The organism is Mesorhizobium sp. GW821-FHT07A06, from assembly GCF_059419085.1.
The window spans coordinates 371,635-385,433 of sequence record NZ_JBWKRC010000001.1 but is presented as its reverse complement, the minus strand read 5'-3'; the positions used below and the strand labels follow the sequence as shown (position 1 = coordinate 385,433).

General features: G+C 62.4%; 15 protein-coding genes. 9 read left to right on the top strand and 6 right to left on the bottom strand.

The window, feature by feature from the left end:
* Positions 1-92 precede the first annotated feature (92 nt).
* The gene (locus tag AC07SZ_RS01835) at positions 93-248 is read left to right on the top strand and encodes a hypothetical protein (RefSeq protein ID WP_140768494.1); all 156 of its coding nucleotides are present in this window, start codon (positions 93-95) and stop codon (positions 246-248) included.
* A gap of 78 nt (positions 249-326) precedes the next feature.
* Here AC07SZ_RS01835 and AC07SZ_RS01830 read toward each other — a convergent pair whose 3' ends face one another.
* Positions 327-1,088: an SOS response-associated peptidase gene (locus tag AC07SZ_RS01830; RefSeq protein ID WP_494913086.1), complete on the bottom strand. Its 762-nt coding sequence runs from the start codon at positions 1,086-1,088 to the stop codon at positions 327-329.
* Positions 1,089-1,215: 127 nt separating this feature from the next.
* Here AC07SZ_RS01830 and AC07SZ_RS01825 point away from each other — a divergent pair, with 127 nt between their 5' ends.
* From AC07SZ_RS01825 to AC07SZ_RS01810, 4 genes are all read left to right on the top strand, one after another.
* A complete protein-coding gene (locus AC07SZ_RS01825; RefSeq protein WP_172374121.1) occupies positions 1,216-1,650 on the top strand; it encodes an NUDIX hydrolase in 435 nt (144 codons plus the stop codon).
* 62 nt (positions 1,651-1,712) lie between these two features.
* Entirely contained in the window at positions 1,713-2,090 is a 378-nt protein-coding gene (locus tag AC07SZ_RS01820; protein WP_172374122.1) for a TIGR02301 family protein, read from the top strand.
* 454 nt (positions 2,091-2,544) lie between these two features.
* Positions 2,545-2,802 (top strand): hypothetical protein, encoded by a 258-nt coding sequence (locus tag AC07SZ_RS01815; protein ID WP_008874920.1) that lies wholly within the window; start codon positions 2,545-2,547, stop codon positions 2,800-2,802.
* A gap of 71 nt (positions 2,803-2,873) precedes the next feature.
* On the top strand, positions 2,874-3,665 hold the full coding sequence (locus AC07SZ_RS01810; RefSeq protein ID WP_056563387.1) for a hypothetical protein: 792 nt from the start codon (positions 2,874-2,876) through the stop codon (positions 3,663-3,665).
* A 38-nt stretch (positions 3,666-3,703) separates the two neighbouring features.
* On the opposite strand, the gene AC07SZ_RS01805 is transcribed toward AC07SZ_RS01810, so the two are convergent.
* Complete coding sequence (locus tag AC07SZ_RS01805; protein ID WP_172374123.1) at positions 3,704-5,035, bottom strand: dihydroorotase; 1,332 nt, start codon at positions 5,033-5,035, stop codon at positions 3,704-3,706.
* 75 nt (positions 5,036-5,110) lie between these two features.
* Between AC07SZ_RS01805 and ygfZ the strand changes: the two genes are divergently transcribed.
* From ygfZ to AC07SZ_RS01790, 3 genes are all read left to right on the top strand, one after another.
* Positions 5,111-5,971, top strand: coding sequence for a CAF17-like 4Fe-4S cluster assembly/insertion protein YgfZ (ygfZ, locus tag AC07SZ_RS01800; RefSeq protein WP_172374124.1), 861 nt, complete (start codon positions 5,111-5,113; stop codon positions 5,969-5,971).
* The gene (locus AC07SZ_RS01795) at positions 5,971-6,606 is read left to right on the top strand and encodes an HD domain-containing protein (protein WP_172351199.1); all 636 of its coding nucleotides are present in this window, start codon (positions 5,971-5,973) and stop codon (positions 6,604-6,606) included. The genes ygfZ and AC07SZ_RS01795 overlap by 1 nt, the downstream gene beginning before the upstream one ends.
* A 65-nt stretch (positions 6,607-6,671) precedes the next feature.
* A complete protein-coding gene (locus AC07SZ_RS01790; RefSeq protein WP_172374125.1) occupies positions 6,672-8,813 on the top strand; it encodes a putative bifunctional diguanylate cyclase/phosphodiesterase in 2,142 nt (713 codons plus the stop codon).
* Positions 8,814-8,829: 16 nt separating this feature from the next.
* Here AC07SZ_RS01790 and AC07SZ_RS01785 read toward each other — a convergent pair whose 3' ends face one another.
* Positions 8,830-9,720 carry a fatty acid desaturase family protein gene (locus tag AC07SZ_RS01785; RefSeq protein ID WP_172374126.1) on the bottom strand — a complete coding sequence of 297 codons (891 nt, stop codon included), beginning with the start codon at positions 9,718-9,720 and terminating at the stop codon, positions 8,830-8,832.
* Between the two features lie 112 nt (positions 9,721-9,832).
* Between AC07SZ_RS01785 and AC07SZ_RS01780 the strand changes: the two genes are divergently transcribed.
* Positions 9,833-10,750 carry a LysR substrate-binding domain-containing protein gene (locus AC07SZ_RS01780; protein ID WP_172374127.1) on the top strand — a complete coding sequence of 306 codons (918 nt, stop codon included), beginning with the start codon at positions 9,833-9,835 and terminating at the stop codon, positions 10,748-10,750.
* 15 nt (positions 10,751-10,765) lie between these two features.
* Here AC07SZ_RS01780 and AC07SZ_RS01775 read toward each other — a convergent pair whose 3' ends face one another.
* The 3 genes from AC07SZ_RS01775 to AC07SZ_RS01765 form a co-directional block, all read right to left on the bottom strand.
* Positions 10,766-11,038 (bottom strand): DUF3303 domain-containing protein, encoded by a 273-nt coding sequence (locus AC07SZ_RS01775; protein ID WP_056563399.1) that lies wholly within the window; start codon positions 11,036-11,038, stop codon positions 10,766-10,768.
* 119 nt (positions 11,039-11,157) lie between these two features.
* Entirely contained in the window at positions 11,158-12,624 is a 1,467-nt protein-coding gene (locus AC07SZ_RS01770) for a RimK family ATP-grasp domain-containing protein (RefSeq protein ID WP_056563403.1), read from the bottom strand.
* Positions 12,621-13,727: a peptidase C39 family protein gene (locus AC07SZ_RS01765; protein WP_056565568.1), complete on the bottom strand. Its 1,107-nt coding sequence runs from the start codon at positions 13,725-13,727 to the stop codon at positions 12,621-12,623. The genes AC07SZ_RS01770 and AC07SZ_RS01765 overlap by 4 nt, the downstream gene beginning before the upstream one ends.
* Positions 13,728-13,799: the final 72 nt, after the last annotated feature.

Below are 13,799 nucleotides of genomic sequence, written 5' to 3'. Positions count from 1 at the left end.
TGAAACATTCGCCGGCTAGTTCACCAAGCGTCACGATTTGGTCGGAATCAGCCATCAAACGCAGACACGAAAACGTTACCAGGGAAGAGAACATGCCTCGAAGCAAGCAGGAAGCCAACCGCGCCAAGCAACCGGCGCTGGCCAGCCACTATCGCGCAATCGGCCCGGCCGCGATCGTCGCGGCACTTCTTCATACCGCGAAGAAGAAGAAGCCGGCGCAGAAGATCGTATCGCCGCGCGCCGCCTGAGATGATGTTCCGCCGGCGCGATCGCCGGCGATGAGGGTGCGAACAAGCACCCTGGAATAAGGCCTTCGACAGGCTTCGCTAGAACAGCGTCATCTGACTGTCGTCGGTGCCAGGCTTCTGGCGTCTGGCCTTCTCGGGCTCCGGGCCGATCTCCCCTCTTGCTTGAATCTCCGGTCCGGTGTTGGCGACCTTATTGACGAGGTCGGAGACTGGAATCGCTTCGAAGAAATCAAGTTGCGCCGGCCGCAACAGGTCGGCGACATCGCGCGGTTCCTGCGTGCGGCAATCCAGCCAGCGAGCGAAGTCCCCGGGATCGATGACCACCGGCATCCGATCGTTGATATGGGCGATGTCGGCATTGGCGGTTACCGTCAGGATTGCGCCGGTATCCATCTCCGAGCCGCCTGGCTCCGCATAGGTCTCGATCAGCCCGGCAAAGGCGATCAGCCCGCCATGCCTGGGCCGGATCCAATAGGGCTGCCCCTTCTTGCCCCCGGCCTGCCGCCATTCGTAGAAGCCCGACGCCGGCACCAGTGCGCGGCGATGGCGCATGGCAGCCTTGAACGAGGCCTTTTCGATCGCGCCTTCCGAGCGCGCGTTGAACAGCAGCGGAAACTCCCTGGTGTCCTTCACCCAGGCCGGGATGAGCCCCCATCGCACCAGCATCGGTTGCCGGTCCGGCAAATTGGAGCCCGGTGAGCGCGGCGCACCAGCGGTCGCCATCAGCACCGGCTGGGTCGGCGCGATGTTGTAGCGCGCCGGGAAATCTTCCAGTTCGGCCAAGCCCAGAAAGGCAGCGGTTTGATCCGGCGTGGCCGTCAAGGCAAAACGTCCGCACATGATCGATTGCTCCTGCTCTGAAATGGTTGCGCAAGAAAGTGGCGATGGAACTGCCGCACTGCAACCGCTAAAGCTGCCAGACGCCAACCGTCCACAGCGGGCCGCGGCGGCCGAACGATTGAGAGCCATGAACGACATACGAAAGATACTGCCGGCCGTCTCGGTAGCCGTGGTGCGTGGCGATACCGTGCTGCTGGTCAAGCGTGCCCGGCAGCCCTCACAGGGACTCTATGCCTTTCCAGGCGGCAAGGTCGAGGCCGGCGAGACGCTGGAGGATGCCGCGAAGCGCGAACTGCTGGAAGAGACCGGTCTGCGTGCCACCGGTTTCCGCCCGCTTCGGGAAATCCATATCGACGGCAGGGTCGATTCCCACCCTGTCGATTACCGACTCACGGTCTTCGGCGCCGCCTATGCCGGGGGCGAGGCCGTGGCCAGCGACGATGCCGAGACAGCCGCCTTCTACACGCTCCGCGAGATGGCGGCGCTGCCGCTTGCCGGTTCGGTGTTCGCGGTCGCGGAAGATCTGCTTGGCCGACCTGCTGGTTCCCGTGACAGCCGCTGAATTCCTCAACGGCCGCGCCGGAAACGCCTTGCAGGCGACAAATTGTTTGGCCACATAGACCTATGAGCCGCGCTCCTTTTCTTGTTGCTTTATGCATAGCCGTCAGCACGGCAGTGGCCGTGCGTCCGGCGCTCAGCGCCGAGTCGCCGTTCGAGCCGGGGCTGATGCGGCTTGCAGAGGTTCTGGGGGCGTTGCATTTCCTGCGCAATCTGTGCGGGGAGAAGGGCGACCAGTGGCGTGGCGAGATGGAAAAACTGCTCGATTCGGAAAATCCGGACCCGGAGCGCCGTGCCCGGTTCATCGCCAGCTTCAATCGCGGCTATCGTTCCTTCGGCGGCACCTATACCCAGTGCACCGCTTCAGCCACCGAAGCCATCAACCGCTACATGAAGGAAGGCGAGACGCTGTCGCGCGATATCGCCTCGCGCTATGGAAACTAGCGTATGCCGCCCAAAGCCGCGCCGGCTTTGTGGACACGACATGCGTGAGAACAATCACATAATGCGCGTTGCATGACTGGATTTCGGCGCCGCGCGCTTGAGGCAATCCATCAACAGATATCGGGGCCATCATCGGTCAAGTTGGAGAAGTCCGGCTTGTACCGGTCGGTGTCTTGGTGCAATCCTGATGTTGCACTTCTGCAACAGCGTTAATCAAACGTTACCGCACGAATGCGAAATTAACTCAAACTGAAGGTTTTCAACCCGCAGGCCGGCCTAATCGGCTAAGTTTGATCCGGGTTGAAACGCAGCTTCGCCAAACACAGCCGCCCCCTGTAAAACACGATCAAAAAAATGTCGTATTTACAGATACTTACTTAGGCTGCGTGTAAACGGAACAGATCAAGCATGATCCCCATTGAGGGGTCGCCGCTTGAAAGGGTGGACATCGCTTATGGAACATGGTGTCAACGACATCGACGCGCTGGTCAGGGAAGAGAAACGCCTGACGGCGGTGGAGAGCCACAGCGAAGCCTGGGCGGAAGGCCTTTCGGCCGGCATCGAGCCCGAGATCATTGCCGAGGCGGCGCTAGAGACCGCGTTCGGTGAAATGCTGCGCGCCAACGGCGAGACATCGGCCCTTGCCCTGCTCGACCGCATGCGTGAAAAGGTTATTGCTGGCGCCTTCGAACCCGAGCGGCTGCGGCACTGAACCGACATCCGGTTCTTTGACGATCGAGTGCCGTTTGGGCATCATGCCCGGGAGCCAAGGAGAAACGGGCAGTGAATTTTCCGATGTCCGGCCGGTCGAAGGGCCCGGTCCTCTACATCCGCCTCGCCGCTTGCTGTGCCGCGATTGCCTTTGTGGCGTGCCTGGCCAGCAGCCCGGCCTATGCGCTGAGCGAAATCCAGGACGAAAAGCTTCCCTCACCCGTCACACCGTCAGCGGATGACGACGCTTCGTCGTCGGGCGGCGCGATTCCCATGCCTGACCCGGTGGGAACGCCGCCTTCGACCGGCCAGCAGCCGGCAGCTCCGGACGCGGCGGAGCCCGACAGTCCTGCGGATGGCGGCAGCAACAGGCCGCGTGTCGATCCCGAAGCACCCTTGCCGGAAGTCGTCTACGACCTCGGCAAGCTGCCTGAGCCCGTGCGGCGCATGCACGACCTCATCATCGAAGCCTGCAAGAGCGGTGATATCGAAAAGCTCAGGCCCCTGATCGGCAAGGGCGACAGCATGACCCAACTGTCGCTGGCCGACATCGACGGCGACGCCATCGCCTTCCTCAAAGGCCTGTCGGGAGATCCGGACGGCCAGGAGATCCTGGCCATCCTGGAGGAAGTGCTCAGTGCCGGCTATGTTCATGTCGACGCCGGCACACCGCAGGAACTCTATGTCTGGCCGTATTTCTTCGCGCTGCCGCTGGACAAGCTCGACGCCAAGCAGCGGGTCGAACTGTTCAAGATCGTAACCGCCGGCGATTTCGACGACATGAAGCAGTTCGGCGCCTATATCTTCTATCGCGTCGGCATCACGCCCGCCGGGCAGTGGACGTTCTTCGTCGCTGGCGACTGAGCGATCCTACCCCCCACGACAAGGGAGGTTGAGGAAGCCTATCCCGGCAACGCCTCGGAAAACTCCACCCCCCGCCCCTGCCCAGGCGTCACGATTTCGCCGTCCCACATGATTTGGCGGCCGCGAATGACGGTGCCGACCGGCCAGCCGGTGACCTCCTTGCCGTCATAAGGCGTCCAGCCCGCTCTTGAACCGGCTTGCGCATTGGTGATGGTCTCGCGCCGCTTCATGTCGACAATGGTGAAGTCGGCATCATAGCCGGCGGCGATGCGGCCTTTCCTGGCCATGCCGAAGATACGTTGCGGCCCGTGGCTGGAGAGATCGACGAAGCGCTGCAAGGTCAGCCGTCCCGCATTGACGTGGTCGAGCATGATCGGCACCAGCGTCTGCACACCGGTCATGCCCGAGGGCGAGGCCGGATAGGGTTTTGCCTTTTCGGCCAGCGTGTGCGGCGCGTGGTCGGAGCCGAGCACATCGACAATGCCTTGTGCGATGCCATGCCAGACGCCGTCCCGGTGACGGGAGGCGCGCACCGGCGGGTTCATCTGGATCAGCGTACCGAGCCGGGCATAATCGTCGGCACTCAACGTCAGATGGTGCGGCGTCGCCTCGCAGGTCGCGACGTCCTTGTGGTGTTCAAGGAACAGAATCTCCTCGGCGGTCGAGATGTGCAGGACGTGGATACGGGCGCGAGCGTCGCGCGCGATGCGCACCAGCCGTTCGGTGCAGCGCAAGGCGGCTATCTCGTCGCGCCAGACCGGATGCGATGACGGATCGCCCTCGATGCGTTCGCCCAGACGTTCGCGCAACCTGAATTCGTCCTCGGAATGGAACGCGGCACGACGGCGGGTGTTCCTCAGGATCGAAGCGACACCTTCGTCGTCCTCGACCAGCAGATCGCCGGTGGACGATCCCATGAAGACCTTTATGCCCGCCGCACCCGGCAACCGCTCGAGTTCACCGACATCCCTGGCGTTATCGCGGGTACCGCCGACCCAAAACGCGAAGTCGCAATGCATGCGGCCGCTGCCGCGCCGGACCTTGTCGGCAAGCGTTGCCTCGCTGGTGGTCAGCGGGTTGGTGTTAGGCATCTCGAACACCGCGGTGACTCCGCCGAGCACCGCCGCCCGCGAGCCTGTTTCCAGATCTTCCTTGTGCTCCAGTCCGGGCTCGCGAAAATGCACCTGGCTGTCGACGACACCGGGCAGGATGTGCAAGCCGCGGCAGTCGATCGTCTCACCGGCCGAGGCCCGGCGGAGATCGCCGATAACCGCGATGCGCCCGTCCTTCACGCCGATATCGCGCTGCCCCTCGCCGTCATGGTTGACCACCGTGCCGCCTGTCAGGATGAGGTCGTAGGTCATGGGCATGCTCTCTTGCGGGGGGAGTGTCAGCGGCTTACGTAATGGCCAACCGTTTTGCAAGATCAGGCTTTTATCCTCCCCATGCCCTTTGCCCTGCTGAAAGACCGCGCGCTCATCTCCGTTTCCGGCCCGGATGCCGAGCACTTTCTGCAAAACATCCTGACCACCGATCTCGATACGCTCGGCGAAAGCGAAGCAAAGCCCGGCGCGCTTTTGACTCCGCAAGGCAAGATCCTGTTCGATTTCCTCATCTCGCGCGCCGGTGAAAACGCCTTCCGCCTCGAATGCCGTGCCGACATTTCAGATGATTTCGTTCGCCGGCTGATGCTCTACAGGCTTCGCGCCAAGGTCGAGATTGCCAAATCGGAACAAGCGCTTGTCACTGTTGCGTGGGGAAAAGAGTCAATCCCTTCGGAAAATGATTCAACCGCGGTTGCCGACACGCGCTTTCCCGGTGAAGGCGTCACGCGCTCCTATGCCGGCACCGAAGACGCCGGCGACGACGACGCCTGGCAAGCCTTCCGCATCGCCCACGGCATTGTCGAGAGCGGCGCCGACTACGCGTTGGGCGACGCCTTTCCGCATGACGTCCTGCTCGACGAGACGGGTGGCGTCGGCTTCAGGAAGGGCTGCTATGTCGGCCAGGAAGTCGTCTCGCGCATGCAGCATCGCGGCACGGCGAGGCGCCGCGTGCTGATTGTCCAGGCAAGTCCTCCCCTGCCCGCCGCGGGCACCGACCTCACCGTCGAGGGACGGCCCGTCGGTACACTCGGCTCGAGTACCGGCGGCACGGGACTTGCCATCGCCCGCATAGACAGGGTCAAGGCAGCCTTGGATGCCGGCCTGCCGATCCTGGCTGGCGATGTCCCGGTGACGGTGACCATTCCCGCATGGGCCAAATTCCGTTTTCCTCAGGAAACCGTCAGCGCGGAGGAAGCCTGATGGCGGCGGACCGCGCCGGTGCGCCGCCGCGTGCCTGGCAGCGCATGCTGTCCGGCCGTAGGCTTGACCTGCTCGACCCCTCCCCACTCGACATCGAGATTTCGGACATTGCCCATGGGCTTGCCCGGGTCGCCCGCTGGAACGGCCAGACCAGCGGCGAGCATGCGTTTTCGGTTGCCCAGCATTCGCTGCTGGTCGAGGCGCTGTTCAACGAACTGGCGCCACAAGCTTCGGCCGATGACCAGTTGGCCGCGCTGCTGCACGATGCGCCCGAATATGTCATCGGCGACATGATCTCGCCGTTCAAGTCGGTGATGGGCGGCAGCTACAAGGACTGCGAGTTGCGCCTGCAGCGCGCGATCCATCTGCGCTTTTCCCTGCCGCCCGAACCGGCCGCGGCACTGCGCAGGGAGATCAAGCGTGCCGACCAGATCGCCGCCTATTTCGAGGCAACGCTGCTCGCCGGCTTCTCTACCGCCGAAGCGACCGAATTCTTCGGCCGTCCGCGCGGTTTTTCCGCCGAGCGCTTCGACTTCACACCGCGCTCGGTAACCTCCGCGCAAAATGCCTTCCTGAAGCGGTTTTCGGGGATCGAGAAGTCGCGGCACCCGGTTGCGACGTCGGCGGTAGGGTAGAAAACGCTAAATTAACCGGAACGGATAACATTGCGGTGTTCGATCACGCACCGCAGGCGCGCCTCATGCCCGTCGTGGATGTCAAGAATGGTTCGGTCGTGCCGGAGCGGACGGCCGAAGGCATGGAGCGCTCGCGCCGCATGGAAGACGAGCTGCGCGAACAGAACGAACGCTTTTCAGCCGCCGTCGAGAACATGTCGCACGGCCTGTGCATGTTCGACGCCGACGAACGCATGATCATCTGCAACGGCAACTACCTCAATATCTTTCGCCTCGACGCCAAGCTGATACGTCCGGGCATCCGCTTCATCGACATCCTGCGGCACAGCGTCGACATCGGCATCGCCTCGCAAACCGCAGACGAGCTTTATGCCATCCGCAAACCCTATATCGACCAGGCGAAACCCTCGACCTACGAGGAGACGCTGTCGGATGGCCGCATCGTCAGTATCTCGCACCGCCCGCTGGCCTTGGGCGGCTGGGTTTCGATCTACGAGGACATCACCGAGCAGCGGCGCGCCGAGCAGGACCTCAAGGAGCAACACCGCCGCTTCGATGCCGCGCTCGCCAACATGTCGCAAGGCCTGCTGATGTACGACGGCAACGGCAAGATGATCGTGCGCAACCGGCGCTTTCTGGAGCTCTACAACGTTACCGCGGCCGACCTCCCGCTTGGAACAACGCACCGCGATGCGCTGGAACGATTGCTGGAACTCGGCATCTATACGAAGATCGATGTCGATAGCGAAGTCGCCAAAACCGAAGCCTGCCTGGTGGCGGCAAAGATGCATTCGGCCTATCGATATCTAACCGACGGCAGGACGGTTCTGGTCACGCACCAGCCAATGAGCGGCGGCGGCTGGGTGGTGACCTTCGACGACGTCACCGAACGCCGCCGCACCGAAGAGCGCATGACCCATCTTGCGCATCACGACACGCTAACCGGGCTGCCCAACCGCTCGATGCTTCGCGAGCGGCTCGACCTGGCGCTGGACGATGAGGCGGCTACGCCGTTGGCGGTCTTCTCGCTCGATCTCGACCGCTTCAAAGCGGTCAACGACACCTGGGGACATCCTGCCGGCGACTGGCTCCTGAAAAGCGTCGCCGAGAGGCTGCAGCGCTGCCTGCGCAATCAAACAGATATCGTCGCCCGTTTCGGCGGCGACGAGTTCGTCATCATGCAGTTCGATTCCAGAGGCATCGCCGAGGCGGAAAAGCTGGCGAAGCGCATCGTCGAGGCGATCGCAAAACCGTTTCGCGACAAGAGCCGGGAGATGCACATCGGTATCAGCCTCGGCATTGCCGTTTTCCCCGACGACGGCAGGGACGCCGATACGCTGCTGAAAAACGCGGATACGGCGCTCTATCGAGCAAAGAGCGAAGGAAGAAACCTGTATCGCTTCTTCGAGCCCGAAATGGACGCCGTGGTGCAGGCCCGCCGGGCGATCGAGGTAGACCTCGAGGCTGCGCTGCCGCGCCAGGAATTCGATCTCGACTTCCAACCCATCATGAACATCGCTTCCGGCGAGATCGTCGGCGCGGAGGCCTTGATGCGCTGGCATTCCCCGGCGCGCGGCACCGTCGCTCCGGACCAATTCATTCCGGCCGCCGAAGAAACCGGACTGATCGTGCCGCTTGGCGAGTGGGCGCTGAGAACGGCCTGCACGGCGGCGGCGAGCTGGCCTCCCGGCTTGCGCATCGCGGTCAATGTCTCGGCCGTGCAGCTTAGGAGCAGCGGCTTTGCCCGCAGCGTCATCTCGGCGCTGGCCTTTTCTGGCGTGCCGGCCGCACAGCTGGAGCTGGAAATCACCGAAACCGTGCTGATGGACGAGAGCAAAGCCGTGCTCAAGACGCTGCGTCAGTTGCGCGAACTCGGCATCCGCATCGCGCTGGACGATTTCGGCACCGGCTATTCCTCGCTCGGCTACCTCAGGCGTTTCCCGGTCGACAAGATCAAGATCGATCGATCGTTCATTGGCGACATGGCCAATCACGACACCGCGGCGATCGTCCGCACCGTCATCGGGCTCGGCACCGAGCTTGGCATTGTTGTCACGGCCGAAGGCGTCGAGACCGAGATGCAGCTCGACATGCTGCGCGAAAATGGCTGTGTCGAGGCTCAGGGGTACCTTATCGGCGTACCCTCAAAGGCATCGGATATTCAGCGCCTGTTGAAATCGCGTGCACTGCACAACCGGATCGGCTGACGGCGTCCGCGCAAGGTCAGCTTAGCGTTTCCAAATATTTCTCGTGGAAGCTGACATAGCCGGGCTCTACCACCTTGAGATACCGCTCGATCAGCGCGTGAAATTGCGGCAATTGATGAAATGGCACACCGGGATAGGCGTGATGCTCGGCGTGGAACGGCATGTTCCAGGCGAGCTTGCGCACCACCCAATTGGTCAGCGTGGTTCTTGTGTTCTCCAGCATGTTGGCGACGAACGGACAGCGGCCGTGCTCGGCCAGGAGATAGAGGCGCAGAAACGGCTGACCGAGCAGAGCCGGAATGATCCAGACATAAAGGAGCACGGAGAGCTGGAAATAGACGGCAAGCAGAATAAGCACGGCGTAGAAGACAATCATGGCGCGCGCCTCGGCGCTAACCTTGGGTCGACCTTTCGGCGGCACATAGCTTTCCTGGCTGCCGCCGGCCGCATTGGCGTAGAGCGTCTTGAGATGGCCCCACCACAGCGGAATGCCGGAGACATGCACGAGATACTGCCGCAGCGTTTCCGGCTTGGGAAAGGCCAGTTCCGGGTCGTTCTCGGGATCCTGGGTGAAGCGGTGATGGGCGAAATGGAAATAGCGGAACCAGTCGGCCGGCAATGCAAGCGCCAGGCTGCACACCCGCGCCACGGCATCGTTCAGCCACTGCGTCTCGAACGCGGTGCGATGAACCGTCTCGTGCAGCAGTGTGAACAGGAACACGATGAGGATGCCTTGCGGCAGCATCAGCAACGGCCAGAATGGCACTTTCGCGGCGATCAGCGATCCAATGATCGCAATCGCACCCCAGTGAGCGAAGAGCTGAGCGAGACCCGCGGCGTCGGACTTGGCGGTCAGGCGGCTGCGTTCTTCCGGGGTTAGTGACGCGATTATGTCGCGATGGTCCATCGGCTTGATCCAGACTGGCAATTTGACGAGGCTCACCCTAGCCGTTGAAAAAGCTTTCCAAAAGCGACGATTCCTGCGATTTGGATAAGCCTACCTTATCTATATGGCGATCATGGTCACATCTCCATCCCTCAAAGGGCTTCAGGCTTTCGAGGCCGCGGCGCGCACGGGCAGCTTTGCCGCGGCGGCGGAGGAGCTTTCGGTTTCGGCCGCCGCCGTCAGCCAGCTTATCCGCACCGTCGAGGAGCAGATGGGCCGCAGGCTGTTTCATCGGGTCAACCGCAAAGTGGTCCTCACAGAGGCCGGCGTGGAGATGCTGCCGCGCCTGACCATGGCCTTCCAGGAAATCGGTAGCGTCTCGCGCGAACTGGGCGGCGACGCATTTCGCCCACGCCTGGTGGTCTCGGTGCCGCCATCCATGGCCATGGGCTGGCTTTCGCAGCGTCTGTACGGTTTTGTCGCAAGCCATGGCGCCGCCGATATATCGCTGCGCGGTGACGACGACCCGGTGCCGTTCGACCGCGAGTTGATCGACATCAGGCTTTCTTACGGTCCGCACTATCGCGATCACCCGACCGAGGACATCGCCCGGGACGCCGTCTATCCCGTCTGCGCACCATCGCTTTCCAGCGCGATCAACGCCGGCGACAATCCTCTTGCAGCGCTGCCGCTGATCCACACCGACTGGGGTCCGACCGGCGCATCGTTTCCGTCCTGGCGCAACTGGTTCGAGGCGGCCGGTGTCCAACCTGGCCGGGCAGCGCAGCGCGGCCTGTCGGCCAACTCGTCTCGTGCCGCGCTCGACCTCGCCATTTCGGGACTGGGCGTGGCACTGGCACAAGGGGTCTATTGTGCCGAAGCGGTGGAAGACGGCAGGCTGATAAGGCCGGCAGCCAGGGCAATCGCGCTACGCCAGCCATATTGCCTGACTATACCGGAGCGCAGCGCCAGACGCGATGTCGTGGCGGCGTTCCGCGACTGGCTGATCAAGGAATGCCAGCGCATGGTGGGCTCACCGGCGCTGCGTTGAACCGATACACGATGGTCACAGGTGTCCGCTCAAGGCCACCACCATGTCCTTGCTGGTGGCCACGGGAACGATCTCGAATTCGACCAGATCAGCCCATTCGACGACCCAGCGCTGCAGGAGCGTGACGTCATCGGCCTCGACGAGCAGGAAGCAGCGGCTCATATCCGCCGCGATCCAGCTGTGGTGCACGACAAGCTCCTCCGGCTTCAGACGGCCCCGGTCGCGAAAGCGGCGGTAAATGTCCTTGCGATCGCAGCCGGTGAAATCCTCGATCACGATGAACTGCATGTTTCCCCCTAGAGCAATTTCAGGAAAAGTGTGAAGCGGTTTTCCGTCCGGAATTGCTTCAAAACAAATAGATAGAGCAACTCGCCGTTTCCGTGAAACGGCGAGTTGCTCGGGTCGAACTATTGCCGCCCCGGCCGGTCGAGCCTTTCCAGAAACCACTGCGTCAGCCGGATCCAGACCTCGTCCTTTTCGCCGGAATCCTCCCAGCCATGGTCGAGATTGGGATTATCGTTGACCTCGATGACGAAGACGCCGTCCTTGGTCTCCTTGAGGTCGACGCCGTAGAGGCCGTCACCGATGCAGCGTGCCGCCTTCACCGCCGTCTCGACGACATGGGTGGGCGTCTCCTTCAGCGTGAAGGTCTTGATGCCGCCTTGGTCGGGCTTGCCGCTGGCCTTGTGGTTGACGATCTGCCAGTGCTTCTTGGCCATCAGATAGTGCACGGCAAACAGCGGCTGGCCGCCGAGCACGCCGACGCGCCAGTCATATTCGGTGGGAATGAATTTCTGCGCTATGAGAAGATCGGAATCCTCCAGCCATTCCGTGGCGAGCGTCTTCAGCTCCTCGAAGTTGGCGCATTTCTTGACGCCGCGCGAGAAGGACGAATCCGGAATCTTCAGCACCAGCGGGAAGCCCAGCGTCTGCGCCGCGAGTTCAAGATCCGAGGTGCCGGCGATCATCACCGTCGGCGGCACCGGCACCTTGTTGTAGGACATCAACTCGTTGAGATAGACCTTGTTGGTGCAACGGATCATCGACAGCGGATCGTCGATGACCGGCATGCCTTCCTGCTGGGCGCGGCGGGCGAAGCGATAGGTGTGGTTGGAGATCGACGTGGTCTCGCGGATGAACAGCGCGTCGTAGTTCGCCAGCTTGGCGAGATCCTTCCTGGTGATGGGCTCGATTTCGACTCCCATCTTTTCGGCGATCTTGGCCCAGTAGCGCAGCGACGAAATTTCCGATGGCGGCAATTCCTCGTGCGGATCGACCAACGTGGCGAAGGTGTAGCGCGCCGGCGTGCGCCCCTTGGTGTCGCGCCATTCGCGGTTGGTGTAGGTCTCCAGACACTGGATGAAGCTCTTTTCCTCGTCCTCTGTCATGCGCGCCAGCGGATGAAAGCCGATCTTGCGGATCGAGGCCCATTCGGCGCTGTCCTTGATGTGGACCTCCAGGGCCGGTGCCCGGAACCAGTCGAACAGGAGCTTGGCAAAGCGGTCCCAGACCTTTGACGGGCCGATGCCGAAGAAGATGCAGACCTTGGCGGGAAAGGCGCCGCCGAGATCCTTGCGACATTTGTTGAGCGCCAGTTCCAGTTCGGGCAGCGCATGTTCGTAGAGCTTGCGCTCCGACAGGTCGATCATCGTCTCAACGGTCGGGATAACCTTGTGGCCGCGCGAGCTCGCCAGCAGCGAGGCATAGTAGCCGCGGCTCTGGTAGCCATAATTGTTCGATAGATTGATGACCTTCGGCCGCTGGCCCCGAAACAGCGAGGGATGCGCGAGGTAATCGCGGTTGGTGATGATCTTGTGCGGTGTCGCCACCTGGTCGAGATCGCTCTGCCGGCCGGTAAGAATGACCCAGGTCATTGTGTATCGCGCTTCCCCAGAGTGATGGCGGCACGCAGTCCGTCGCGGCCGAACTGCGCCATGTTCATGAAGATGTCGTAGGGCACCGGAATGTTGGCGGCATCAAGGATGGTTTCCTGCCTTTCGTCCTCGACCCAGGGATCGTGGATCAGAATGTGATCGCCGTCATCGCCGATGGCCAGCACCCAGTGGGGCACCTTCTTGCCGAACATCAGGAAGCCGCTGATCAGCACCAGCACCAGCTTTCCCTCTGATATCGCGGTGCGGATATCATCGATGGCGAACGAGCGGTAATTCACCGGGATGCCGTAAAGTTCCGCGCGGCGGCGAAAGTCGACCTGGGCCAGTTCCATCACCCGGCGCTTCTCCTCGCTGCGCACCGACTGCAGGAACAGCGCGCCGTAGAAGGAAACGAAAATCTCCGCCGCGAGCCCGCTCTCGTACCCCGACACAGCCAGGCCGAACGGCTCGCAACCGCCCGGTCCGGACATCATGAAGACAGTGGTCGCCTCGCGCCAGAGGCGGATTTCCATCACCGGATCGGGCACGAAGTCGCGGTCGAAATTGGCCATTGCCATCATCAGGCAGCATGGGCCGCAGGTGAACTCGCAGGTCTGCTGATAGAATGGCACCCTGGTGGCGACAGGAAGGTCGCCGCGCAATGTCTTTTCATAGCGAAGCGCCGTCGCGCCGTCCTCGTAGTAACCGGGCTCGCGGCCGATCTTGCGGTAACCGGCCTGCTCATAGATGCGGATGGCCCGGCCGTTGTCCTCGCGCACTTCAAGACGCAGCATCATACGGTCGTGCTCGAAGGCGGCCTCCTCCGCGGCCGACAGCAGCTGGCGCCCGATGCCGAGCGCGCCAAAAAACGGTCCGACGGCGACGGAATAGAGCCGGGCCACCCCACTGCCCTTGCGAAACAGCACGATCGCATAGCCGGCGACGCGGCCATCGACTTCGGCGACCAGCGTCTCCGCGGTCTCGCGCTCGATGAACAGGCGGAAAGACCGGCGGGAAATGCGATCGCTCGAAAAAACGGCTTTCTCGATGGCGGCGAGATCATCGACGTCAGAGGCGCGGGCCGTGCGGATTTCGGCAGGCATGCGACTTGAGAAAACCTCGATTGCGTTGCGGAAACGGCCCCAGTCAAAAGCGTCGCAAACACCAGCCGAAGC

Bases quoted from the DNA above. Each gene is read 5' to 3' on its own strand.
- AC07SZ_RS01775 (WP_056563399.1), bottom strand. From the start codon at position 11,038: ATGCAGTTCATCGTGATCGAGGATTTCACCGGCTGCGATCGCAAGGAC.
- AC07SZ_RS01805 (WP_172374123.1), bottom strand. From the start codon at position 5,035: ATGCCCATGACCTACGACCTCATCCTGACAGGCGGCACGGTGGTCAAC.
- AC07SZ_RS01815 (WP_008874920.1), top strand. From the start codon at position 2,545: ATGGAACATGGTGTCAACGACATCGACGCGCTGGTCAGGGAAGAGAAA.
- AC07SZ_RS01835 (WP_140768494.1), top strand. From the start codon at position 93: ATGCCTCGAAGCAAGCAGGAAGCCAACCGCGCCAAGCAACCGGCGCTG.
- AC07SZ_RS01795 (WP_172351199.1), top strand. From the start codon at position 5,971: ATGGCGGCGGACCGCGCCGGTGCGCCGCCGCGTGCCTGGCAGCGCATG.
- AC07SZ_RS01825 (WP_172374121.1), top strand. From the start codon at position 1,216: ATGAACGACATACGAAAGATACTGCCGGCCGTCTCGGTAGCCGTGGTG.
- AC07SZ_RS01770 (WP_056563403.1), bottom strand. From the start codon at position 12,624: ATGACCTGGGTCATTCTTACCGGCCGGCAGAGCGATCTCGACCAGGTG.
- AC07SZ_RS01780 (WP_172374127.1), top strand. From the start codon at position 9,833: ATGGTCACATCTCCATCCCTCAAAGGGCTTCAGGCTTTCGAGGCCGCG.
- AC07SZ_RS01790 (WP_172374125.1), top strand. From the start codon at position 6,672: ATGCCCGTCGTGGATGTCAAGAATGGTTCGGTCGTGCCGGAGCGGACG.
- AC07SZ_RS01830 (WP_494913086.1), bottom strand. From the start codon at position 1,088: ATGTGCGGACGTTTTGCCTTGACGGCCACGCCGGATCAAACCGCTGCC.
- ygfZ (WP_172374124.1), top strand. From the start codon at position 5,111: ATGCCCTTTGCCCTGCTGAAAGACCGCGCGCTCATCTCCGTTTCCGGC.
- AC07SZ_RS01785 (WP_172374126.1), bottom strand. From the start codon at position 9,720: ATGGACCATCGCGACATAATCGCGTCACTAACCCCGGAAGAACGCAGC.
- AC07SZ_RS01820 (WP_172374122.1), top strand. From the start codon at position 1,713: ATGAGCCGCGCTCCTTTTCTTGTTGCTTTATGCATAGCCGTCAGCACG.
- AC07SZ_RS01765 (WP_056565568.1), bottom strand. From the start codon at position 13,727: ATGCCTGCCGAAATCCGCACGGCCCGCGCCTCTGACGTCGATGATCTC.